Below are 22,284 nucleotides of genomic sequence, written 5' to 3' on the forward strand. Positions count from 1 at the left end.
TTCATAGCGCGTCTCAACGTGTCCGGGCGCCAGCCGGGCCGTTACCAGCCGCGGGCGCGCCACTCCTCCAGGTGCGGACGTTCGGCGCCCAGGGTAGTCGGCTTGCCGTGGCCCGGGTGCACCACAGTGTCATCCGGGTAGACGTCAAACAGCCGCTCGGTGACATCGGTGATCAGCTGCTTGAACCGCTCGGGATCCTTCTGGGTGTTGCCCACTCCGCCCGGAAACAGGGAATCCCCCGAGAAGATGTGGGCCGGTCCCTTCGGGTCCTCATAGACCAGTGCCACCGACCCCGGCGTGTGCCCGCGCAGGTGCACGGCCGTCACATCGAAGCCGTCAAAGTTGCCCACGTCCCCATGGTCCAGCAGCACATCGACGGGCACGGGCAGCTCCGGAGCATCATCCGTTCCGGCCGCTGTTTTTGCACCGGTGGTTTTCACGAGCTCCGGAAGCGCCCGGACGTGATCCCAGTGCTGGTGGGTGGTGGCGATCAGTGCCAGCTTGGGTGCGGCAGCAGTATCGGCGGCCGCGTCAGAGAGCAGGTTCAGGATCGCAGGCAGGTCATCCGCGGCATCGATCAACAGCTGCGCGCCGGACTTCTTGGCGGTGAGCAGATACACATTGTTGTCCATCTGGCTGACGGAAATGCTGCGGATGGTGATGTCCCGGAGTGAGTGAATGAGCGTGTCCATGCGCTATTCACGCCCCTGCGATACCCACTTCGGGTCAGCGGACCGGGAGCCGACGACGGCGTCCGCAGCGGCGTCGAGCGTCTCCAGTTGTGATGGGGTGAAGTCCAGTGAAAGCGCCCCCAGGTTCTCGTCGATCCGGTGCGCCTTCCGGGTACCGGGGATCGGCACGACCGGCAGGCCGAGACGCCGGCCGTGGGCGAGCAGCCAGGCGAGGGCAACCTGTGCCGCAGTTGCTCCAAGATCCTCAGCAACAGACTGCACGGCGGCCACCACCCCTTGGTTCGCATCAGCAGCGTCTTCGGCAAAACGGGGGATCCGGCGTCGGAAGTCAGTGTCGGAAAGCTGGGTAGCGTCCACGGTTCCGGTCAGGAATCCGCGTCCGAGGGGTGAGTAGGGGACAAAGCCCACTCCAAGCTCGCCAGCCGCGGGAACCACGTTCTTTTCCACGTCGCGGCTCCAGATGGACCATTCACTCTGGACTGCCGCGATGGGGTGAATGTTGTTGGCTTCCCGCAGCTCAGCGGCGGTCACCTCGGACAGACCAAGGTGCCGGACCTTGCCCTCGCGAACCAGCTCTGCCATGGCCTCAACGGTTTCCGCTAGCGGAACGCGGAGGTCCCGGCGGTGCATGTAGTAAAGGTCGATGGTGTCCGTGCCCAGACGGCGGAGACTGTTTTCCACTGCTTGCTTGATGTAGGCGGCATCCCCTCGAATGCCGGTGTAGCCATCGTGCGGGTTCCCGACGATGCCGAACTTGGTGGCGAGCTGGACTTCACCCCGCCGCTCGGCCAGCAGTTGCGCGATCAGTTCCTCATTGCTGCCTCCGCCGTAGATATCAGCGGTGTCGATGAAGCTGATTCCCGCATCCACAGCGTGATGAAGGGTACGCAGGGCATCGACTTGATCCACTTCTCCGTAAACCGGCGTCAACGCCATCCCGCCAAATCCCAGTGGGCTGACCTTGAGGCCGTCGCCGAGCTCTACTGATGCTGCAGTCATAATGCGCTCCGTTCGCTGCTCTGAAGTGTTGTCCCAGCCAAGAACCCCACGGCCGGTCAAGGTATTCCGTCATCGTAGAAGGCGTCCCTTAGGACCAGCTGATGACCCGGTCTGCAAAGGCCTTCGTTTTTTCGATCAGCTCTGCGTTGGCCTGGTCAGAACCGCCAGCCCACGCTTCCGCCGCGCTCCGTTCCTTGCCGAACAGCACGTGACGTTCCACAAGCCGTGACATCCGGATGCTGGCCGGGACCTCGATAAACCAGACCTCGTCCAGTTGGGCTCTGACTTCGCGCCATTGCGGGTGGTCCGCGAGCAGATAGTTTCCCTCGGTGATCACCAGGGGAACCGCCGCAGGAATGGCGATGGATGCAGCCACCGGTTCGTCAATGGAGCGCCGGAAGTCCGGGGCGTACACCACGTCCTCATCCCGCCGCCTGAGCCTCTGCAGCAGCGAAAGGTAACCGCCGACGTCGAACGTATCAATGGCGCCTTTGCGCTGCTTCAGGGGCGTGCCGTCGATAATCGCGTTGCCCAGGTGGAAGCCGTCCATGGGGACCACCACGGAGGTTTCGGGACCGAAGGCGTCCCGGAGGTAGGCAGCAAACGTGGACTTACCCACTCCCGGGGAGCCCGTGATGCCCAGCAGGGTCCTGTTCCCCGCCTCGATCCGGTGGCGCAGCGTATCCATTGCCAGCGCAATTTCGGGAGAATCCATGCCAAAATCCTAGTGCTCCGGACGCTCCAGCCCAGTTACTGTCCGGCGCCTGCCCCTGACGCGGCGTGCCTCCCGCAACACGCCGACAGGGGCTCGACTAACTGGGCGGGAGCGCATCCGGGTCCGCCGGACCATGGCCCGGCAGCATCTTCAGCCCCGCCGCACAGGCAACGATTCCAGCGATGAACAGCAGCTTCAGCGGACTGGCCGGTTCGACGCCGGTGGCCATCGCCCACCCAACGGTCAGGGCCGCACCGATTCCCACCCAAACCGCGTAGGCAGTCCCCAGCGGAATCTGCTTCACGGCCAGGCCGAGGCCGAGCATGCTCAGGGTTGCCGTGACTGCGAAAACCATGGTGGGCAGGGGCCTGGTGAAGCCGTCGGATAAGCCAAGGGCGGTGGCCCACACGGCTTCGAGAACGGCCGAAGCCAGTAGGACACCCCAGGCAATTGCGGCTTTCGAGAGCATCACGCCACCACTTTCAGGCCGACGACACAGGCTGCAATCCCGCCGAGCAGCAGGAGCCGCGCCGCCGTCGCCTGTTCCACTTTGGTGATGATCGCGTAGGCGCTGGTCAGCACAACTCCAACGCCCACCCAGACCGCATAAGCAGTGCCGGTGGGGATGGATTGCATGGCAATTGCCAGTCCGCCGGTGCTCGCGATGACGGAGACCAGGAACAGCAGGGCGGGAAGAGCCCGACGGCGGCCTGTGGCTTGGAAGGTCCGGTGCAGGGCAGCGGCCCAAACGGCCTCAAGCGCACCGGAGAGGATAAGAATTATCCACGACATGACAGATCCTTTGGCCAGTCTTGTCGCGTGCCGGGTACTGAACCGTCGTCCGGAGGGTCCGGTGCGGACCCTTCATTCCAGCCTAGCAACGCCCGACGCCGGCGGGCCAGTTTTCGTGGCCAACCTCACCACCCGCTCCCTTAGCCTCCTCGGCGTCCAGATCCCTGTTTCCTGCTGGGACCTTGGCCCTTGGATCGCGCTGCTATGCGCCGGGATTTCCCGCGCCGCGAGCGAGGCTGGCGGTGGATTCGCGCGGAATGAGTTGGACGGGTAACCGGTGATTTCCTGTACGCGGCTTTCCCGAGATGGCGGCCTGGAGTTCCTCCGCCACTGCCCGGCCCATCTCTTCGAGGTTCATGTCCACTGTGGTCAGGGGCGGCTGGGATGTGGTGCTGAACAGCTCCCAGTTATCGAAGCCCACCACCGCGACGTCGTGTGGTACGGATATTCCGCCATTTCGCAGTTCGTCCACGACGCCGCGGGCGATTTGGTCGCTGCCGCAGAAGATCCCGTCCACGGGCAGCCCGGAATTGAGGAGCGCCTGCACGCCTTGACGGCCCCACCGTTCACTCCAGTCCCCGTACAGCACTTCGCCGGTGACCAGCCCCAGCCCGTGGTTCTTGAGGGTTTCCACCGCCGCGTCCCCACGTTCGGTCGCTGCGTCATAGCGGGGTTCGCCGTTGAGCATCGCAATGTTTCTCCGGCCGCGGGCCACCAGATGGTCGATGGCCAGCCGGGCACCCATGGCGTTATCCGGCGTGTAGGAACAATCGGTTTCCACAACGGAGGGTGTGTAGGCGTACACCACGGGGACGGGGACGTCAGCAGAGATTGATTGGCGGGGATTGGCGTCTGCACCCAGGACGATGATGCCATCCACGCGCTTGGCAACCAGCGTCTGCAGGAGGAACTGTTCCCGGACCCTGTCGTTGCGTGCGTCGCTGATGATCACGGAGGTGGAGCCGGCGCCGAACGCCTCCTCCACGCCCATCAGGATGGGCAGGACGAACCTGCTCGACAGGTCTGCAGTGAGCACTCCGATGGTGCCTGTGACCGGAAAGTTGAGCGCCTGGGCAAACGGATTGGGCGTGAATCTCAGCTGTTCGGCGGCGTCGAGCACCCGCTTGCGTGTGGCCTCGTTGACGTGGTGCCTGCCGTTGAGCGCCTTCGACGCGGTTGCCACCGAAACGCCGGCTGCCGCCGCCACATCGTTGAGTACCGCCCGTTTGCTGGTCTTCGCCATCACGTCCCCTTCGCATTCGTCATCTCCATCCTTGCACAAACGGAAAAGTTTCGGGAAATGATCAAGCGTCCTTTCGCAGCCATTTCCGAAAGCGCTGGACTGACCGTTGACCAGCGCCATTTTCACTGGTACGTTTTCCGGCAGAAACTAGTTTCGGAATTTTCGGAAAACGAAGGCTACGGTCTTGTGGAAATTGGCGGAACAGTCGGTCTTGCAGTCAGCAGTCATCTTTCAACGGAGAAAAGGACAATCAGCCGTGTCGAAAAAATTTACCCAGATAGCCTTTGCCACTGTCGGGGCGTTGTCGCTGGCTTTAGCTGTCACTGGTTGCTCAGGAACAACCGGGCAGGCAACAGCCTCCCAGGAGGGCGGCGGAAGCTTCACTGTCTGGGATCCCTATCCCCAGCATGACGCGTCATCGGCTTGGGCCAAGCGGATCGACAAGTGCGGACAGGAAGCCGGCGTAACCATTGCCCGCACGGCCTACGACACCCAGGCTCTTACCAACCAGGCACTCCTCGCCGCGCAGGAGGGCAAGTCCGCCGATGTAATCCTGCTGGACAACCCTGCAGTTTCCACCCTGGCTGAAACCGGGGCGCTGGTGGACATGAAGACCGCGGGCCTGGATACCTCAGCCATCGAACCGAACCTGCTCGCGGCCGGTGAGCTGGACGGCGAGACATTCGGCATCCCGGTAGGGGCCAACACCTTGGCCCTTTATTACAACAAGGACATTCTGGCCCAAGCCGGCGTTGACCCCGCTTCCATCACCAGCTGGGATTCACTAACCGCAGCCCTGCAAAGCATCAAGGGTTCCGGGCACAAGGGCATTACCTTCGCCGGTATTGGCACCGAGGAAGGCTCCTTCCAATTCCTGCCGTTCTTCTGGGGCTCCGGGGCGAAGCTGAGCGCTCTTGATTCAACCGAAGCGGTCAGCGCGCTTGACCTGTGGAGCTCGTGGGTCAAGGACGGGTTGGCGCCCAACTCGGTGATCAATAACTCTCAGAACACGACGTGGGAGGAGTTCCTCACCGGTGACTTCGGTTTCGTGGTCAACGGCACGTGGCAGGTCAACAGCGCCGCAAAGGCCGGCTTCGCCACCGGCTACATCCCCATTCCGTCCAAGGCCGGTGGCGTGGCGCCAGCCCCTACCGGCGGCGAATTCTTGCTCATGCCCGTCCAGAAGGATGAAAGCCGCTACGCAACGTCGACACAGATCGTGGAGTGCATGAGCACCACTGAGGGTCAGGTGGAAACTGCCAACACGTTCGCCTACTACATCCCTGCGACAGTCCCGGGCCAGGAGCTGCTGCTGAAGGAACACCCGGAGCTGAAGGTATGGGTGGAGGCGGTAAACGAGGCCAAGGGCCGTACCAGCGACAACCTGGGCACGGACTACCCCGTGATCTCGGAACAACTCTGGACCGCCGTCCAGAATTCCCTCAGTGGCGCCCAGTCATCCCAGGATGCGCTCAAGGCCGCCCAGCAGAAAGCCGCGGCCGCCACCGGCAAATAGCCCGGGGCCAGGAACATGGAACGGACAAGATGATGACTGTGACCCACACGGCTGAGAGCCGGCCGGACGTGGGGAAGAAGGCGGACGCTGCAGTGCCGGGAAACCGGCGGCAGCGTTCGCTTGGCCCCCGTATCGCGGCAGCGCTTTTCGCCGCACCACTGCTGGTGTACCTGCTCGTGTTCTACGCGTTCCCGCTGTACCGGAACATTGAACTGAGCCTTCACGATTACACCCTCCGGGCTTTTGTGCAGGGCAAGGCTGAGTTTGTGGGCCTCGACAACTATCTTGCCGTTTTCAGCAGCAGCACCTTCGTAACAGCCCTCACCAACACGGCGGTCTTCACGGCAGTTTCCCTGGTGTTCCAGTACGCCCTGGGCCTTGCCCTTGCAGTGTTTTTCAGGAGCAGCTTCCGGCTGTCCTCCGTGTTGCGGGGCCTGTTCCTTATCCCGTGGCTGCTGCCGCTGATCGTTTCTGCATCAGCCTGGTCCTGGATGCTCAACAGCGACAACGGGATAGTCAACGCTGCGCTGGTGGGCCTGGGGTTCGAACCGCTCAACTGGTTGACCAGCCCAGGGTTGGCCCTGACATCGGTTATTATCGCCAACATCTGGCTAGGCATCCCCTTCAACCTGGTGATCCTCTACTCCGGACTGCAGAACATACCCAAGGACTACTATGAGGCGGCCGCACTGGATGGCGCTTCCTCTTGGAAGCAGTTCTGGAACATCACCTTCCCGCTCCTTCGGCCGGTTACGGCCATTACTCTCCTCCTGGGCCTGGTCTACACGCTGAAAGTGGTGGACATCATTTGGATCATGACCTCCGGTGGCCCGGGTGACACGTCCACCACGTTCGCCACCTGGTCGTACCGTGAAGCCTTCGGCACGGGGACGCCGGACTTCAGCCCCGCAGCCACAGTAGGAAACCTGTTGATCCTGATAGCTCTCGCCTTTGGCCTGCTCTACCTTCGGGTGCAGAAAAACCAGGAGGAATCATGACCGCCACACGAACCTGGTGGAAAACGGGCCTCGGCCTCATCTTCACCGCTCTGATGCTGTTCCCGGTCTACTGGATTGTGAACGTGTCCTTTACCCGGACTTCGGACCTGCGAAAGTCCCCACCCAGCCTGCTGCCCCTGAACCCGACGCTGGAAGGCTACACCGCAGCCCTGGACCAGCAGCTGCCGCACCTGACCACCAGCCTGATCCTCGGCGCCGCCACCGTAGCTCTTACCCTGGTTATCGCTGCCCCCGCTGGCTATGCCATGTCCCTCCTGGTCTTGCCGGGGCGCAATGCCTTGGGCTTTGTCCTCCTTGTGGCGCAAATGATCCCGGCGGTGGTGATGGCCATGGGGTTCTATGCCATATACCTCCGACTGGACCTGCTCAATACGCTGCCGGGCCTGATATTGGCGAATTCCACGGTGGCGGTGCCGTTCGCGGTGCTGCTCTTCAGAGCGTTCATGTCCGGGATTCCGCGCGAACTGATCCAGGCGGCCCGGTTGGACGGCGCGGGTGTGTGGCGAACGTTCACCATGATCGTGCTGCCCATCAGCAGGAACTCGATCCTCACGGTGTCGCTGTTCGCTTTCCTCTGGGCCTGGTCCGACTTCATTTTCGCGTCAACGCTCAACCGCAGCGGTGACCTGATTCCCATCACCCTGGGCATCTACCAGTACATCGGCAACAACACCACCCAATGGAACGCCATCATGGCCACCGCCGTCATTGCATCCGTTCCTGCCGCCATCCTCCTGGTGATCGCCCAGCGCTACGTCGCGGCCGGAGTCACAGCCGGCGCCGTCAAGGACTAGCGCACCCCCGAACATTCCGCAGTGCCACCGCAGCATCGCGCACCGGCCCTTCCGAACCTGCGGCATGCCCCGGCCTTTGCCTGTCTACACCAACCCCATTTACCCCTGGAGATTCCTCGTGACCATCACCAACCTGTCCCTGATCGGCGGTCCAGTCCAGCCCAGCACCGCCACTCTCCGTCCCCTCGGCGCCCATGAGGTCAGGGTGGCAGGCGGCTTCTGGGGTGCACTGGTTGATCTCAATTCGCAGGTCATCCTGGCACACTGCGAAAACTGGATGGAACGCATTGGCTGGATCGCCAACTTTGACCGGGCGGCAGAAGGCACCGTGGCCACGAACCACTCGGGCATCGAGTTCGTGGATTCCGAGGTCTACAAGCTCCTTGAGGCCATGGCCTGGGAACTGGGACGTGGGCACCAGCAGGACCTGGCGGACCGGTATGCCGCCCTCGTGGCCCGGGTGGCCGCCGCCCAGGACCAGGACGGATACCTCCACACCAGCTTCGGCCGCCCCGGCCAGCGCGACCGGTATTCCGATCTGGAATGGGGCCACGAACTGTATTGCTTTGGGCACCTGATCCAGGCGGCAGTCGCGCGCCTGCGCACCGGGCACGACGACAAACTGGTCACTGTGGCCCGCCGGCTGGTTGACCATGTGTACCGGGAGTTCGGCCCTGACGGGCGGCCGGCAGTCTGCGGACACCCGGAGATCGAGCCCGCCCTTGTGGAGTTCGGCCGCGCTACCGGAAGCGCGCAGGCGGTGGAACTGGCGCGGCTGTTCGTGGAACGCCGTGGGACCGGGACACTGGCCACCATCGAATGGGGCCAGGAATACTTCCAGGACGACATGCCCGTCCGTGACGCCACCGTCCTGCGGGGCCACGCAGTTCGAGCCCTGTACCTCGCTTCCGGGGCGCTTGACGTAGGCACCGAGGCCAATGAACTTGGTCTCATCCATGCCGTTGAACAGCAGTGGGCCAACACGGTGGCCAAGCGGACCTACATTACGGGCGGTATGGGGTCCCACCACCAGGACGAAGCCTTCGGCGCGGACTACGAGCTGCCCTCAGATCGCGCCTACTCTGAAACCTGCGCGGGCATCGCCTCTGTGATGCTCAGCTGGCGCCTGCTGCTGCAGACGGGTGATTCCAAATACGCGGACCTGATGGAACGGACGCTGCTCAACAACATCCTGGCTTCCCCGCGCGAGGACGGTCGCGGCTTCTTTTACACCAACACGCTGCACCAGCGGACAGCCAGCACGGTCCCGGACGACGACAGCATCAACGTCCGCGCGCTGTCCACCCTTCGGGCGCCCTGGTTCGAGGTTTCCTGCTGCCCCACCAACGTGGCCCGCACTCTCGCCAGCGTGGAGCTCTACTTCGTCACGGCTACCGGGGACGCAGTCCAGATCCACCAGTTCGGTGACATAGACATCCGCACCACTTTGAACGGCGCCGGCGACGTTGCCCTTTCCGTGCGCACCGGATATCCCCACGACGGCAGCATCCGGGTTGAGATCCTCGAGGCCCCGGACCGCGAGTTCGGAATAGACCTCCGGATCCCGTCATGGGCCACCGACGCCCGGATGAGCCTCAATGGCCAGGACGTGCCCGCGCGAGGGGTTCTCCGGCGTCATTTCCTAACCGGCGACGTGGTGGTCCTGGTACTGCCGATGGAGCCGCGCATCACGCACCCTCACCCGCAGATCGACGCAGTACGCGGCACCGTCGCCGTGGAACGCGGACCTCTCGTCCTGTGCGCCGAGGATGTGGACCTCCCCGCCGGCTACACGGTCAACGACATCGCGTTGGACGCGGCGCACGGCCTGCGCACCACATCCGACGGTTGCACTGTGGCGCGCGCACACCTGCGTCATCCGTCAGCCGCCGACTGGCCCTATGCAGACCACGACGAAACCGCCTCAACCGGAACCGTGGACCTGAACCTGATGCCCTACTACACGTGGGGAAACCGCGGTCCGGCCACCATGCGCGTCTGGATTCCCGCCGCAGAGCCCGGTTCCGCCATCCCTGCAGCACCGGACCGAAAGGAGAACTGAAACAGGGCAGCACCCGGCCGGGCAGCACCCGGCCGCCAATCTCACCTACGCAATGGAGCAATACGTGAAGAAAACCGCTTTGTCCTCGGGGCAGCCGCCATGGCTGTCCTTGCTTCCTCTTTGGCCGTCCCAGCGCCGCCGGCAGAAGCCGCCGGCAATACCCTCGTGGTGGACGCCGCCTCGCCCATCCGCCCGGTTACCCGCGTGGGTGCCGGCGGCTTGTACGCCCTGGCAACCGCAACGGATCCGGCTCCTGGTCTCCTGACGCCGTTGCGTCTGAAGCAGCACACGCAGCCGGCTCCTGGAGTCCTGCAGTTGGGCAATGGTGCCACCTCACCTACCGGGGACATCCTTAAGACCGCCCCGCAGTTCACGTCCGACGGCGCGCAGTCCTACGCGCGGATGCCTGACGTATACCCCGACTTCCCGTACCGCTGGATCAGCTGGGCGGACTGGGAATCCAAGGTCAACACCATGGTCAAAGCAAGGATGGACGCCACGGGCACCACCAACATCAACGGCTGGGAGCTGTGGAACGAACCTGACTGGACCTGGGATACTACCAAGGCGGGTCCCTTCCTCGACGGCTGGACCCGCACGTTCCGCCAGGTCAAGCTCCAGGACACGGTGACGCCCATTGTCGGGCCAAGCTACAGCCGCTATGAGAGTCAGTGGCTGCGGGACTTTCTCACGCGGGCGAAGGCAGACAACACGCTGCCTGACGTCATCTCCTGGCACGAACTCGAAGACGGAACCTGGAATGCGGTGGATGAGCACGTAGCCGATTACCGGGCGATTGAACGCTCTTTGGGTATTTCCCCACGTCCTATTTCCATCAATGAGTACGGTTCGCCCAACCAAGTGGATTCGCCCAGCGTGGCTGCTCACTACATTGCCCAGTTCGAACGCACCGGCATCAAAGACGCCGAGCGGGCCTACTGGTACGAGTCCGGGACTGTGGGCGGCCTGGTCTGGAACAACCGCCCCACCGGTTCCTACTGGCTCTACAAGTGGTACGGCGAAATGGCAGGCAACATGCTCGCCGTCACGCCTTCCGGTGACCTGGATGGCTTCGCGTCCTACGATTCCAGCCGCAAGATTGTTAACGTGGCCTTTGGTGGGACTTTTGGCGATAACGCAGTGCAAGTCAAGGGTCTCTCCGGATTCGGTACCTCGGCCAAGGTCACCCTGAATTACACTCCGCGCTCGGGTCGGCAGACCAACGTCGATGCACCCACCACGGTCTCCACCACAACAATTCCAATCACCAACGGCAGTATCACTGTTCCCGTGACTAACCAGGACTACCTGGGCGCGTACCAGATCGTGGTAACTCCTGCGGCCGGACCCACCACCAGCTACCAGCAGGTCTATGAGGCGGAGAATGCCACCGTAGTGAACGCCAGCATCCTCAGCGCCGCCTCCGCCTCGAACGGTTCCTACGTGGGCCGCATCGACGGTGCAGCAAACGCGCGGAACAGCAGCTTCGTGGACTTCGTGGTTGAAGTCCCCGCTGCGGATACGTACTCCATGGCCATCCGCTACGCCAATGGCGGAACGGGAACTGCGACGCAGGGTCTGGCCGCCAACGGCAGCCCGTTCACGCAGGTGTCCTACCCGAGTACCGGCAGTTGGGGCAACTTCTCCCAGAGTGTCACGGCCCCGCTGAGTCTCAAAGCCGGATTCAACACTATCCGGCTCGCCAAGGGTGCCCCGAACTATGGGGGCGGCACCGGGTTTGCCGAGATCGATTCCATCACCCTCACCCGCTAGACGGGCGAGTTGGGGCCCGGTTCTTTCCGTACGGAAGGGACCGGACCCCTTGGTGCCCAGTGTGCCTGGATGCTCCGGCGGACCTAGAGCGTGCCGCCTGCCGCTTCCGGTGCCGAGGAGTCGTGGCCGCCGTCGCCGACGGTTTCGCGGGCGATGAAGTTCTCGATGTCGAAGAGGTTGTCCGCCCGCTGGGCAATGTTCAAAAGCGTGGTCATGGATGCCACCTCCTCCACCTGCTCCTTCAGGAACCAGAGCATAAACTGCTCGCCGAGGGCGTCGTCCTCGGAGCGGGCAGCACGGAACATGTCTTCGATGTTCTTGGTGACTTCCTTCTCCTGCTTCAGAGCGAGCGCCAACGGCTCGGTCACGGAAGTGAAGTCATTGCGGACGGCGGGAATGCCGGGGATGTTCACGGGAAGGTCCCGGTCCAGCATGTACTGCACCATCATCATGGCGTGATTCCGTTCCTCAACGGATTGCCGGTAGAAGTACTTGGCAAGTTGGGGCAGGTCCTGGTTCGCAAACCATGTGGCCACCGCAATGTATTGCTGGGAGGCCGAGAATTCGTTGCCAACTTGAGTGCTCAGCAGATCGTTGAAGGATGCTTTTCTCATGGACCGAGTCTAGGGTTTGTCCGGCGGAACTTGCCAGAGCGACTCTTCAGCCTGCGGATGGGGCCGGATCCACGCTGTCGATGGACACCACGGCCAGGAAACCCCGGCCAAGGATTTCCGGCGTCTCGCTATCAGAACCGACGACGGCGTCATAGCGGCCCAGCGGCTCCGCCCCGCCGCCGGGACCCGTGCTGGATGAAGCCGTGCCCGTTAAAGCTGTACCACCCGGAGTGACGGTCGCCTGGCCATGCAGCAGGACGCCGAGTTGGCCACCGAAAACGGGGTGGGCGCGTTTCTTGGACAGCTCGATGATGGAGGTGTATCCCTTGAACAATCCCTTGCGGGTAACCACGTTGAGGGCCTGGACGTTGCCCGTCGGGAGGGTGGCCGAGGAAGGGGCGTCACCGGAAAACCGGAAAGGCCGGTGCTTCTCCAGGGGCTGCTCCGCACCGTCCACATTGAGCAGCAGCAGTTCGCCGTCGATCACAGTCAGCACGCGGTCTGTGCCCGCAAACGCGGAAAATGGTCCCGCTTTGGAGATCTCGGCGATACTCACGCGCCAGTCCCAGGCACCATCCTGGGCGGAGGCAGCCTGCGGGTGGCTGGCGAGCTCCCTGGTCACCCCGCCGCCGTTGCGCCATGGTTGGGGTTTCAGCTCGGAATAGCGGATGATCTCCATCCGCCCAGCCTAGCGGGACAGGGCCAGCCTAACGGGACAGGGCCAGCCCAACGGGACAGGCAGGACGCAGGGTCACTCCCTGGTTCGGGCCCACCTTCAGTCGACGCTATCGAACGACGCTATCGAACCACTGGACCACGCTGTTGCCGCCGTAGGCGCGGGCCAGGGTTTCCTGCAGCCCTTCGGCCTGCTGCGCGGCGAGGTCAAGCTCGGCAACGGAGGTCATGATCCCGAGGGCGCTTTCCTCGTGCCCCTCGGCGTAGTGGACACCGGGAGAAGTGGAACGGTGCCATTCGGCGAGCTGCCGGAGGGTCTGTTCAATGGCTCTTTGGGTTTCAAGGAGCTCACCCAAAACCACGTAACTGTCGGAGGGCCGGCTCAGGCTCCTCGTGGAGTGCGCAAGCTGGAAGGCGGCTTCCGCCATCCGCTCCGCAGACCGGCGCGGATCATCTGTTTCGGTCACGGTGACTTCCTCTCCACGGGATGGGTGCCGCTTAGGGTTCATTGTGCACCATGGGCAACCCGCTGCCGCCGATTGCTTGCTAACGTCAGATGAGCAAGAAAATGGAAGGAGCCCGATGTTCGTCAAAGTGTGTGGTCTCAGTACCCCGGAATCGGTCCAGGCTGCCGTCCAGGCCGGTGCGGACGCCGTCGGCTTTGTCCTTACCAGCAGTCCCCGCGAAGTGACTCCGGCGCAGGCACTGGAGCTGCTGGCGCACGTTCCCGTTGGCGTACGGGCCGTAGGCGTCTTCAGGCATGAACCGGTAGACCAGGCGATTGGGCTGGCCCGGCAGGCAGGCCTGGAGTGGATCCAGCTTCACGGCGAGCGGACTCCATTGGACGTCAAAACAGCGCACGACGCCGGAATGAAGGTTATCCGGGCGGTCACCATGAGTGCCACTCCTGACGCCTTCACGAACTGGGGTGAGGAACTGCTCCTGATCGACGCGGCCGTACCTGGCTCGGGCGAGGCCTGGGACTACGCATCGGTCCTGGCCAAAGGACTCGAAGACCGCGTGTGGCTGCTCGCAGGCGGACTGGACCCCTTCAACGTGGCCAATGCGGCGAGAGAGGCAGGGGCGCGGGGAGTGGATGTCTCCTCCGGCGTCGAAAGTTCCCGCGGTGTTAAGGACCTGGCTAAAGTCACTGCTTTTGTCAGGGCCGCAAAAGGCTAGACTGCGCCTCCGCTAGCGGGAATGAGACTGCCGCCCGCTTTGTTGCCGTTCCCATGAAGCGCATTGGATTTCTCTCCTTCGGCCACTGGGGAAATGTTGAGGGTTCACGCACCCGGACCGCGCGCGATGCCCTGCTCCAAGGCATAGAACTTGCTGTAGCCGCCGAGGAACTGGGAGTGAATGGCGCCTTTTTCCGGGTCCACCACTTCGCCCGCCAGCTGGCCTCACCATTCCCGCTTCTTGCCGCCGTCGCTGCCCGGACCACCCGGATCGAGATGGGCACGGCCGTCATTGACATGCGCTACGAAAACTCGCTGTATATGGCCGAGGAGGCAGCCGCCACTGATCTGATCAGCGGAGGACGCCTGCAGCTCGGCATCAGCCGTGGTTCACCGGAACCGGCCCGGGACGGCGCCGCTGTTTTTGGCCATGTCCCGATCGAGGGCGAAACTGCCGCTGACATGGCGCGCCGCCATGCAGCAGTCTTCCGGCGGGCCGTCACAGGCGCCGGAGTTGCCGAAGCTGACCCGCGCTACGCCGGAGGGGCGACCGGACTCTTACCCGTCCAGCCCAATTCTCCCGGCCTCGGCGAGCGGATCTGGTGGGGCGCCGGAACAAGGGCAACGGCTGTCTGGACTGCGGAGCAGGGGATGAACCTCATGAGCTCCACCCTGCTGACCGAGGACACCGGTGTGCCGTTCGACGAACTCCAGGCCGAGCAAATCAGCATGTTCAGGAAGGCCTGGGCTGATGCCGGTCACGGGCACGAGCCGAGGGTCTCCGTGAGCCGGAGCGTGCTGCCCTTGGTGGATGACGAGGACCGGCGGTATTTCGGGCTCAGCGCCCTGCGGGAAACGCGGGACCAGGTGGGAATCATTGACGGGTTCACGGCACGGTTCGGCAAGAGCTACGTGGGGGAGCCTGATGTGCTGGCCGAGCAGCTCGCGGCCGATTCCGCAGTCCAGGCCGCTGACACACTGCTGCTCACGGTCCCCAACCAGTTGGGGGTCGACTACAACGCCAAGCTTTTGGGGAACATCGCGAGGCACATAGCCCCGGCCATCGGCTGGAAGCCCAACACTTCAGGTTAGGGGCAGGTGGGTGCGGGCGCTTCGCTAGTGGCTGGCCCTGTCAGACCGTGGAGTCCGAGAGGCTTTTCACTGCGGACGCCAGGATCTGGATCGCTTCCTCGTATCTCTCAGGCTGCGGGCCAGAGTAGTTCAGGCGGATGAACTGCCCGGAGGGTTCCTCAGGAAACCATTCCGGCCCCGGCGAGATCAACAGACCATTGGCCTCACAGCGTTGGGCCAGTTGCAGGGTATCCACGGAGTCGGGAAGCTGGAGCCAAAGGTTCATCCCGCCCTTGGGTATGCGGGTGATTGTTTCCTTCCCGAGGTATTTGGTGACCAGGGCTGCGAGGTCGTCACGGCGCTGACGCAACTCCCTGATCCGTTGCTTGTTGTGGGAGTGCCATCCAGGCTGGGTCACAACGTCTAGCGCTGCTGACTGAAGGAACCCGCTGACGTAAAGGTGGTCAACCGTCCTGTCGGTCTGGATCCGCTGCATGGCTGGACCCTTTGCGATGATGGCCGCGACGCGGATTGACGGGGACACGCTCTTGCTCAGGGACCGCACGTACACCACATGACCATCTGCGTCGTCGGCGGCTAGCGGTTTGGGGGTCGAATCGATGGCGAAGTCATGGGCCCAGTCATCCTCGACGAGAAACGCGCCAGTGTCCCGCATGACATCCATAACTGCCTCGGACTCAGCTTCGGTCCACTGGTACCCGGTGGGGTTGTGGAAATGGGGTTGGGCGTAAAACACTCTCGCGCCGCTCGAGCTGAGGGCGGTCCTAAGGATTTCGGGGTCGGGGGCGGCGGAACCGCTGGAAGCGATGGGGATGATGCGCAGCCCGGCCTGCCGGGCAGCGGCAATCGCTCCCCAATAGGTAGGCGACTCCATGACAATCGCACCGTCACGGGCCGTAAGGGCACGGAAGATGGACGAGAGTGCACTTTGCCCGCCGGGGGTGATGACGACGTCGTTCTTGTCCGGCGCCGGTCCGCCCCTCCGGGAACTGGCAGCCAACTCGCTGGCGAACCATCTCCGTAGTTCGGGAAGGCCTGCTGCAGGAGGCCGAACCTCAATGGCATCGGAACGGCTTGACCTGATGAGCGCCGCGCGAAGAAGGCGCAACGGCACAAGCTCCGAGGTCGGATAACCGGTGTGCAGGGCAATAGCGCCATCGGGGAGCGAGGACATAATGGAACCGAACTGAGAGGTTCTGTGGGCAGGTCCCAGGGCAGTGGTCTGCCAGCTGAAATCTGACTTCCCTTTCGGCCGCTGGGCGGCGACGAAGTTACCTGATCCCGGCCGGGTTTCGATCAACCCCTCACTCACCAGGTTCTGAACTGCGCTTTGTACCGTTACCGGGCTCACGGAGAGCTCGGCAACGAGACTCCTGGTCGAGGGCAGTTTCGTTCCGGGCCGCAGGCCGCCAGATAGCTGCCGCAGATACTCTGTTGTCCGCTTGCTGCTACTGCTATCGTGGTTCATGAAAGACAACAATAGCGCTACTGTCCATCGGAAGAAAGCGCTACTCTCCCGCCAGGCCTCTTTAGCGCCGATTTTCCGCGAACCCTCCCCGGTCGTAAATCACGGCACCGCCGCGCATCACTGTGCCCAAAAGGCGCCAGGACAATCAGTTGCGCCCGAAAACAGCCACCCCTTCTCACCCTCAAGCGGAGCCGGCACACGGGGCCCGTACTCACCCTTCAAGAAAGCGAGTTTGAAATGTTGCTGATAGTCGCCGTTGTCGTCCTGTTGGTTTTCGTTCCCGCAGCCGTTCTTGTTTCCCTTGTGCGGAGGGACGGACACGGCACGCTGCCTCCGGAGCCCACCCATCGCCCGTGGACTGCGGGCGGACTCCCCAGCGAGCCCTACTCCTCAACACACTTCCCGTGACTGCGGGCGGGGTAGCGGCTGGGATTGTGTCGCGATTAGCATGCACAGTGGGAGCACCCCGTTGACGGCGCATCGTTGGTTGGGGCCGCCGCTCCCGGCCCACCCGGCACGAAGGAGACAGCAATGACACTTCCACAAGGACTGACTCCAGGCATCTGGACTCTGGATCCCTCCCACAGCGAGGTCGGCTTCACCGTCCGCCATGCCGGCATCAGCAAGGTACGCGGGCGCTTCACGGATGTCACAGCAGAAGCCCACGTGGGCGATTCGCTGGCGCACTCCAGTCTGAATGCCACCGTTAAAACTGCCAGCTTCGATTCCGGCGACGCCAACCGAGATGCCCATGTGCGCGGTCCCGAGTTCTTCGACGTCGAGAAATATCCGGAGATGACTTTTCATGCCACAGGCATAGAGGGCGACGGCGAGGACTACACCCTCACGGGCGACCTCACCATCCGCGGGGTCACCAAGCCCGTACAGCTGGAGGTCGAGTTCACGGGCGTAGCTGTTGACCCGTTCGGTGCCACCCGTGCAGGTTTCAGTGCCGAGGCCGAAATCAGCCGCAAGGAATTCGGGCTGACCTGGAATGCGGTGCTTGAGACGGGCGGGCTGCTGGTCAGTGACAAAGTCAGGATCACCGTGGACGCCGCAATGGTGAAGCAGGCCGCGTGAAAACACTCCTGAACATCATTTGGTTGCTGTTTGGCGGCCTGTGGCTCGCGCTTGGCTATTTCCTCGCGGGAGTCATCTGCTGTGTGCTGATCATTACCATTCCGTGGGGCATCGCGTCTTTCAGGATCGCCGCCTACACGCTCTGGCCTTTTGGCCGGATGGTGGTGGACAAACCCGGCGGCAACGGGGTGTTTGCGCTGCTCGGCAACGTGATTTGGCTGGTGGTGGCGGGCGTCTGGATCGCGATCGGCCACGTAGTGACGGCGGTGGCAATGGCCGTCACCATCATCGGTATTCCGCTGGCCATCGCCAACCTTAAGCTCATTCCGGTCTCGCTCATGCCGCTGGGAAAGCAGATCGTTCCGACGGACCGGCCGTTTGTGCAAAGCTACCGGTAGCTGGGGCCCTTGGAGACCGAAACGGCGAACGTGAGAATTGCCACTTATTAGAGGAGATCGGCTGAACAGTGGGTCCGCAGCCCCAATGGTTGGGGCGTCAGGAGCGCGGGATGATAAACGCGCTAAGCCGTCAGTACCCATTTTCTCTATGAATAGACTTCCCGTATGAGCGTTCTAATCCTGCTTGCTGGAACAAGCGACAGGGCCATTTCGATAGTCGTGTCACCTCTGGCAGAGCTTTCCGCATGCTTACACGCACTGACAGAGTCTGACCATCATCGAGGTCAGGAGAGCTGGGGTTCCAACGTTATTGAGTCCGCCTCCAGCGACTTCATTGAGAACATGATGCGCCTTTCGCCTCTGTGGATGGCCTATAGGGCCAGATACTTCTACATCGGCTGCCAAAGTGGGGGCGACAGTGTGGAAAGCCTTGACTCTGAAATTGGGCGTCTGGGAGAGCTGTCGTTGTCGAGCTTCATGCAGGAGACCGCTTGGGCGTGTGCGGGGGGCAACAGTCGAGGCCTTTTCGACGACCTTCAATCTGACCCTGCGCAGTCTGCAAACCTACTCGCTGCCGCGGGGGCTCATTCCGGGCGAAGGCTGGAACTGTCTGAAAGACTTCTCACCAACCCTGAAAGGTTTCGCTCGGAACTGATCTCGTTTCTGCAGGAATGCCGTGCAGTCTTTTTTGACGCCACGTGGGAGTCCATACTGCCCGCGCTGAGACAGGAGCAGTCCCACTTACGCGAAGTTCTCGACAAGGAAGGCCCGGCCTTCGGCCTGGCGCGCATCGGCGGCAACGCCAGTGTTCTGACCGCCCCGTTGCGGGTGCACATTGAGAAGAACAAGAACGCAATTCTTAAGCCGCTGAAAACAGGTCTTGTGGTCGTCCCGAGCAGGCACGGACGCCCCCACCTTCTCGTTAAGAATGAACCTGGGTTCGTGCCGTTGCTCCACTACCCGCTCTATCACGAACTGCGGCAGACCGGCGAAGTAACCTTGGCGCGAATGAGGATGCTTGCCGACCCCCGGAGGGCAATGATGTGCCGGCTGTTGTCAAGGGAACCGATGTCAACCTCGGCCTTAGCTGAAAGTTGTTCCATGACGGTTCCCCAGACGTCCCGGCATCTACAACAGCTGGCTCGTTTGGGGCTGGTTACGTCTTCCCGTGAGGGCCGCTACGTTTATTACAACCTTGAGCTGGAAGTGATACAGCGGCTTGGCGTCGATTTCATCAGTTCAATGCTCGCTTGACTGCAAGTCCTGGGCAGCCACGAGATAGGTGGCGGTAAGCGTCCGGCTCGGCGTCCGGCTTAGTGCCCTTCCGCACCTTTACCGAGGTAGTGGTAATTCATGCCGTCCAGGTTTGAGGAGTGCATAGTCTCTATGCATCCGATTGTTCCTTGAGGAACAAAGCAAACTCTTGACACGCTGCCCCTTGTGGCTGGCAACCCTCGCAGCTTTACCGACGCCCGTCGCGCACCCAAGATTCAGACCACCTACAGGGGACTGAATGGTTTTTCGATATTCCCAAAAGGATCGGGGTGTTTGCTGTAGTGCGGTGGCAGACGTTTGCCGAAGACAAACCTTGGTTTACCGCCCAAGCGGTAATTTATGGCGCAGGTCACACTCGGCGGACATACGCTTCTTTTACCAAGCCCCGGGACGCCCCGGAACATTTCTTGAAAGGCTTTGTTGTGATATCCAAAACGAACGCCGGTGTTGTTGGCACCGTGATAAGTGCTTCGCTCCTGCTCTCCGCGTGCAGCAGCTCCCCGGCTCAGGGGACCGAAGCAAGTTCCGATCCTGTCAAGGGGGGAGAGTTGGTGGTCGCATCACTCCCAACTGTGATCGACCCGCATCTCACCAGCTCGCGTTCCAATTGGATGGTTGCAGCTTCGGTTTGTGAGGGACTCTTCGCAAATGCAGCAAACACTTCAATCGGCAACGGCCTGGCCGACAATTACGACTACGACCCCAATTCAGGAACCTATACGATTCACCTTCGCAAAGGTGTGAAGCTGCACAGCGGGGCGGAACTTACTGCGGAGGATGTTGTTGAGTCCTTACAGCGGTATCGCAATGGTGACGCAGGAAAGACATTCAAGAACCTGGTCAAAGACATCAGCGAAGCTGACCCTGCGACGGTTGTGATAACAACAAAAACCCCTACTGGTGCCCTTCCCGCCTTGCTTGCTACTGCCGACACGGGGGCATACATCATGTCCGCCGCCTCGCTGAGGAGCGCAGGCGACAAGGACCTGACCACCTTGGACTGCACCGGCCCGTACAAGCTGGACTCTTTCACAGTCGACCAGCAGGCAGTGGTGTCACGGTTCGATGGCTATGTGTCGCGTGACGAGAAAGCAGACGGAGCGACCGGCGCGAAGACCGCTTATGCCGACTCCATCAAGTTCATCCCCTTTAGCGCGTCCAACTCCCTCAACCAGCTCCGCACCTCCGAAGTGCATGTGGTCCCCCAGTGGCTGACCATGGACCAGCTCTCGGTTTACGAGTCTGACCCGACACTGAAGCCCGTCGTGAGCGAGGGATCGGAGTTCTCCCTTGTGCAGTTCAACCGAAAGGCAGGGCTTATGAACGATCTGAAGTTGCGGCAAGCCGTGCTCAACGCGATCGATCCGGAAGCACTTGCTACTCAAAATCTCGGGAGCACCGAATACTTTCAAAACATCTCAAGCCTATTTCCCAAGAGCTCTCCCTGGTACTCAGACGCAGGCAAAGATATTTACGAAAACCGCAGTCCCGAAAAGGCAAAACAGCTACTCAAGGAGGCCGGGTACAACGGTGCCCCGGTCCGCATACTGTACCGCCAGGAGACCGGAGCCTTCGGACCTCTCCTGAAGCAGGAGTTGGAGTCCGTCGGCTTCACTGTCGATCTGCAGCTTATGGACGCCGCAACCTTTGGATCCACGAGAACGGACGCTTCCAAGTGGGACCTCTTCCTTGCATCTGGAACTGCGTACTCAGATCCCATGACGGTTGTGTTCCTCAGTGATGACTTTCCCGGATGGTGGGTGACAGAGGAGAAGACGGAGCTCATGTCAGAAGTCGCTGCTGGCAAGGACCAGGCGGAGCGGAAACCAGCTTGGGAGAAAGTGCAGCAGCTTATCTGGGAAGACTTGCCGTTCGTCAAACTTGGCCATGACCCACGGTTGACGGTTACGGCAGCGAAGGTGGGCGGCTTTGAAGCCACCCAAGGGACAGTTCGTGGCTTCTACAACGTCTGGCTTAACAAATAGGGCATGAGCACTAGCACGAAGAGCGACCAATGAAATCGAATCTTAGGGTTTTGGTGAAAAACCCCTCAGCCATGACCGGCGTCTGTATTCTCGCCGTTTTAGTTACCTTGGCTCTCCTCGCGCCGATTCTGGGCGGTGACCCGAACTTTATCAATCCGGCGAACCGGTTGAAGCCACCACAGAGCTCTTTTCCCCTGGGCACTGATGAACTTGGCCGGGATATGTGGACAGTCCTGCTCTACGGAGCGCAAACGGCCCTTGGAATTGCCGCATTATGCACCGTCTTGGCCACCATCACAGGCTTCCTCCTGGGCATCGCTTGTGGCTACTTCCCCAAGGTTGATGCTGTGGTCATGCGGGTCGTCGACGGGATGATGTCGTTTCCCAACATCATCCTGGTCATGAGCCTGGTTGGCGTCATGGGCCGTGGCGTGGGCCCCGTGATCTTCGGGTTGACAATTGTGCTGATCCCGCCGATCGCCCGCGTTGTCCGCTCTGCAGCTGTAAGTATCAAATCCACTGCAATGGTTGAGTCTGCCCGTGCCATCGGCGCGAAGGACAGCTGGATACTCTCCCGCTACGTGGCACCAGAGGCGGTTTCGGTACTGATTGTTCAGGCGACGCTCGGCTTCGCCACGACAGTACTGTCCATCGCGGCGCTCAGTTTTCTCGGGATTGGGCTTCCCCCCGAGGTGCCAAGTTGGGGTGCCAGTCTCTCTGTGGCCCAGAGATACATTGCTGTGGCTTGGTGGATCGGAGTGTTCCCAGGCGTGGCGATTCTCCTTACCGTTCTCGGGTTGATCCTCGTCGGTGACGGACTCAGGGATGCACTAGATCCTCGGGCACGGCGGATCGCCAGATTGGCCAAGCTCAATGGGCTTGCCAGAGTTGCGACAAAGGCAGGGAACTAACCC

General features: G+C 62.0%; 22 protein-coding genes and 1 riboswitch. Of the genes, 12 read left to right on the plus strand and 10 right to left on the minus strand.

The genetic code is table 11. The features are described from left to right. Positions 1-41 precede the first annotated feature (41 nt). The 6 genes from M1E05_RS02920 to M1E05_RS02945 form a co-directional block, all read right to left on the minus strand. Entirely contained in the window at positions 42-692 is a 651-nt protein-coding gene (locus M1E05_RS02920) for an MBL fold metallo-hydrolase (RefSeq protein WP_461164375.1), read from the minus strand. Between the two features lie 3 nt (positions 693-695). After that, complete coding sequence (locus tag M1E05_RS02925; protein WP_458112264.1) at positions 696-1,691, minus strand: aldo/keto reductase; 996 nt, start codon at positions 1,689-1,691, stop codon at positions 696-698. A gap of 88 nt (positions 1,692-1,779) precedes the next feature. After that, positions 1,780-2,406: a nucleoside/nucleotide kinase family protein gene (locus M1E05_RS02930; RefSeq protein WP_458112263.1), complete on the minus strand. Its 627-nt coding sequence runs from the start codon at positions 2,404-2,406 to the stop codon at positions 1,780-1,782. A 97-nt stretch (positions 2,407-2,503) separates the two neighbouring features. Continuing rightward, positions 2,504-2,875 (minus strand): DMT family transporter, encoded by a 372-nt coding sequence (locus M1E05_RS02935; protein ID WP_458114574.1) that lies wholly within the window; start codon positions 2,873-2,875, stop codon positions 2,504-2,506. Continuing rightward, positions 2,875-3,198 carry a DMT family transporter gene (locus M1E05_RS02940; RefSeq protein ID WP_461164376.1) on the minus strand — a complete coding sequence of 108 codons (324 nt, stop codon included), beginning with the start codon at positions 3,196-3,198 and terminating at the stop codon, positions 2,875-2,877. The genes M1E05_RS02935 and M1E05_RS02940 overlap by 1 nt, the downstream gene beginning before the upstream one ends. Before the next feature lie 9 nt (positions 3,199-3,207). Beyond that, positions 3,208-3,273: riboswitch (guanidine-III (ykkC-III) riboswitch) on the minus strand. A 127-nt stretch (positions 3,274-3,400) separates the two neighbouring features. Next, positions 3,401-4,441, minus strand: coding sequence for a LacI family DNA-binding transcriptional regulator (locus tag M1E05_RS02945; protein ID WP_458112261.1), 1,041 nt, complete (start codon positions 4,439-4,441; stop codon positions 3,401-3,403). Between the two features lie 256 nt (positions 4,442-4,697). On the opposite strand from M1E05_RS02945, the gene M1E05_RS02950 reads away from it, so the two are divergent. The 5 genes from M1E05_RS02950 (at position 4,698) to M1E05_RS02970 (ending at position 11,605) form a co-directional block, all read left to right on the plus strand. Then, the gene (locus tag M1E05_RS02950; RefSeq protein WP_461164377.1) at positions 4,698-5,957 is read left to right on the plus strand and encodes a sugar ABC transporter substrate-binding protein; all 1,260 of its coding nucleotides are present in this window, start codon (positions 4,698-4,700) and stop codon (positions 5,955-5,957) included. A gap of 32 nt (positions 5,958-5,989) precedes the next feature. Further along, positions 5,990-6,955 carry a carbohydrate ABC transporter permease gene (locus M1E05_RS02955; RefSeq protein ID WP_458114573.1) on the plus strand — a complete coding sequence of 322 codons (966 nt, stop codon included), beginning with the start codon at positions 5,990-5,992 and terminating at the stop codon, positions 6,953-6,955. After that, positions 6,952-7,770, plus strand: coding sequence for a carbohydrate ABC transporter permease (locus M1E05_RS02960; RefSeq protein ID WP_461164378.1), 819 nt, complete (start codon positions 6,952-6,954; stop codon positions 7,768-7,770). Before M1E05_RS02955 ends, M1E05_RS02960 begins: the two co-directional genes overlap by 4 nt. A 118-nt stretch (positions 7,771-7,888) precedes the next feature. Beyond that, positions 7,889-9,832, plus strand: coding sequence for a glycoside hydrolase family 127 protein (locus M1E05_RS02965; protein WP_461164379.1), 1,944 nt, complete (start codon positions 7,889-7,891; stop codon positions 9,830-9,832). A gap of 99 nt (positions 9,833-9,931) precedes the next feature. Then, complete coding sequence (locus tag M1E05_RS02970; protein WP_461164380.1) at positions 9,932-11,605, plus strand: CBM35 domain-containing protein; 1,674 nt, start codon at positions 9,932-9,934, stop codon at positions 11,603-11,605. Positions 11,606-11,688: 83 nt separating this feature from the next. Here M1E05_RS02970 and M1E05_RS02975 read toward each other — a convergent pair whose 3' ends face one another. From M1E05_RS02975 to M1E05_RS02985, 3 genes are all read right to left on the minus strand, one after another. Next, positions 11,689-12,219, minus strand: coding sequence for a ferritin (locus tag M1E05_RS02975; RefSeq protein ID WP_458112256.1), 531 nt, complete (start codon positions 12,217-12,219; stop codon positions 11,689-11,691). Between the two features lie 46 nt (positions 12,220-12,265). Beyond that, positions 12,266-12,898: a HutD/Ves family protein gene (locus tag M1E05_RS02980; protein ID WP_461164381.1), complete on the minus strand. Its 633-nt coding sequence runs from the start codon at positions 12,896-12,898 to the stop codon at positions 12,266-12,268. A gap of 106 nt (positions 12,899-13,004) precedes the next feature. Beyond that, the gene (locus tag M1E05_RS02985; RefSeq protein WP_461164382.1) at positions 13,005-13,361 is read right to left on the minus strand and encodes a hypothetical protein; all 357 of its coding nucleotides are present in this window, start codon (positions 13,359-13,361) and stop codon (positions 13,005-13,007) included. 115 nt (positions 13,362-13,476) lie between these two features. Between M1E05_RS02985 and M1E05_RS02990 the strand changes: the two genes are divergently transcribed. Next, on the plus strand, positions 13,477-14,073 hold the full coding sequence (locus M1E05_RS02990; protein ID WP_458112252.1) for a phosphoribosylanthranilate isomerase: 597 nt from the start codon (positions 13,477-13,479) through the stop codon (positions 14,071-14,073). A gap of 53 nt (positions 14,074-14,126) precedes the next feature. Next, positions 14,127-15,164, plus strand: coding sequence for an LLM class flavin-dependent oxidoreductase (locus M1E05_RS02995; RefSeq protein ID WP_458112250.1), 1,038 nt, complete (start codon positions 14,127-14,129; stop codon positions 15,162-15,164). 40 nt (positions 15,165-15,204) lie between these two features. Here M1E05_RS02995 and M1E05_RS03000 read toward each other — a convergent pair whose 3' ends face one another. Then, on the minus strand, positions 15,205-16,632 hold the full coding sequence (locus tag M1E05_RS03000) for an aminotransferase-like domain-containing protein (RefSeq protein WP_461164383.1): 1,428 nt from the start codon (positions 16,630-16,632) through the stop codon (positions 15,205-15,207). A 531-nt stretch (positions 16,633-17,163) separates the two neighbouring features. Here M1E05_RS03000 and M1E05_RS03005 point away from each other — a divergent pair. The 5 genes from M1E05_RS03005 (at position 17,164) to M1E05_RS03025 (ending at position 22,281) form a co-directional block, all read left to right on the plus strand. Beyond that, positions 17,164-17,712 carry a YceI family protein gene (locus tag M1E05_RS03005; protein ID WP_458112248.1) on the plus strand — a complete coding sequence of 183 codons (549 nt, stop codon included), beginning with the start codon at positions 17,164-17,166 and terminating at the stop codon, positions 17,710-17,712. Beyond that, positions 17,709-18,110 (plus strand): YccF domain-containing protein, encoded by a 402-nt coding sequence (locus M1E05_RS03010; protein ID WP_458112247.1) that lies wholly within the window; start codon positions 17,709-17,711, stop codon positions 18,108-18,110. The genes M1E05_RS03005 and M1E05_RS03010 overlap by 4 nt, the downstream gene beginning before the upstream one ends. Positions 18,111-18,275: 165 nt before the next feature. Next, on the plus strand, positions 18,276-19,364 hold the full coding sequence (locus M1E05_RS03015) for an ArsR/SmtB family transcription factor (RefSeq protein WP_461164384.1): 1,089 nt from the start codon (positions 18,276-18,278) through the stop codon (positions 19,362-19,364). Positions 19,365-19,936: 572 nt separating this feature from the next. Further along, positions 19,937-21,370 carry an ABC transporter substrate-binding protein gene (locus tag M1E05_RS03020; RefSeq protein ID WP_461164385.1) on the plus strand — a complete coding sequence of 478 codons (1,434 nt, stop codon included), beginning with the start codon at positions 19,937-19,939 and terminating at the stop codon, positions 21,368-21,370. A gap of 29 nt (positions 21,371-21,399) precedes the next feature. Then, on the plus strand, positions 21,400-22,281 hold the full coding sequence (locus tag M1E05_RS03025) for an ABC transporter permease (RefSeq protein WP_458112244.1): 882 nt from the start codon (positions 21,400-21,402) through the stop codon (positions 22,279-22,281). The last annotated feature ends 3 nt before the right edge of the window (positions 22,282-22,284 follow it).

It is taken from the genome of Arthrobacter sp. R4-81 (assembly GCF_054792365.1).

What these genes read in the sequence shown, in the direction of transcription:
- M1E05_RS02920 (WP_461164375.1), bottom strand. Translation starts at nt 692, where the DNA reads ATGGACACGCTCATTCACTCACTCCGGGACATCACCATCCGCAGCATT.
- M1E05_RS02925 (WP_458112264.1), bottom strand. Translation starts at nt 1,691, where the DNA reads ATGACTGCAGCATCAGTAGAGCTCGGCGACGGCCTCAAGGTCAGCCCA.
- M1E05_RS02930 (WP_458112263.1), bottom strand. Translation starts at nt 2,406, where the DNA reads ATGGATTCTCCCGAAATTGCGCTGGCAATGGATACGCTGCGCCACCGG.
- M1E05_RS02935 (WP_458114574.1), bottom strand. Translation starts at nt 2,875, where the DNA reads ATGCTCTCGAAAGCCGCAATTGCCTGGGGTGTCCTACTGGCTTCGGCC.
- M1E05_RS02940 (WP_461164376.1), bottom strand. Translation starts at nt 3,198, where the DNA reads ATGTCGTGGATAATTCTTATCCTCTCCGGTGCGCTTGAGGCCGTTTGG.
- M1E05_RS02945 (WP_458112261.1), bottom strand. Translation starts at nt 4,441, where the DNA reads ATGGCGAAGACCAGCAAACGGGCGGTACTCAACGATGTGGCGGCGGCA.
- M1E05_RS02955 (WP_458114573.1), top strand. Translation starts at nt 5,990, where the DNA reads ATGACTGTGACCCACACGGCTGAGAGCCGGCCGGACGTGGGGAAGAAG.
- M1E05_RS02960 (WP_461164378.1), top strand. Translation starts at nt 6,952, where the DNA reads ATGACCGCCACACGAACCTGGTGGAAAACGGGCCTCGGCCTCATCTTC.
- M1E05_RS02970 (WP_461164380.1), top strand. Translation starts at nt 9,932, where the DNA reads ATGGCTGTCCTTGCTTCCTCTTTGGCCGTCCCAGCGCCGCCGGCAGAA.
- M1E05_RS02975 (WP_458112256.1), bottom strand. Translation starts at nt 12,219, where the DNA reads ATGAGAAAAGCATCCTTCAACGATCTGCTGAGCACTCAAGTTGGCAAC.
- M1E05_RS02980 (WP_461164381.1), bottom strand. Translation starts at nt 12,898, where the DNA reads ATGGAGATCATCCGCTATTCCGAGCTGAAACCCCAACCATGGCGCAAC.
- M1E05_RS02990 (WP_458112252.1), top strand. Translation starts at nt 13,477, where the DNA reads ATGTTCGTCAAAGTGTGTGGTCTCAGTACCCCGGAATCGGTCCAGGCT.
- M1E05_RS02995 (WP_458112250.1), top strand. Translation starts at nt 14,127, where the DNA reads ATGAAGCGCATTGGATTTCTCTCCTTCGGCCACTGGGGAAATGTTGAG.
- M1E05_RS03000 (WP_461164383.1), bottom strand. Translation starts at nt 16,632, where the DNA reads ATGAACCACGATAGCAGTAGCAGCAAGCGGACAACAGAGTATCTGCGG.
- M1E05_RS03005 (WP_458112248.1), top strand. Translation starts at nt 17,164, where the DNA reads ATGACACTTCCACAAGGACTGACTCCAGGCATCTGGACTCTGGATCCC.
- M1E05_RS03015 (WP_461164384.1), top strand. Translation starts at nt 18,276, where the DNA reads ATGAGCGTTCTAATCCTGCTTGCTGGAACAAGCGACAGGGCCATTTCG.
- M1E05_RS03025 (WP_458112244.1), top strand. Translation starts at nt 21,400, where the DNA reads ATGAAATCGAATCTTAGGGTTTTGGTGAAAAACCCCTCAGCCATGACC.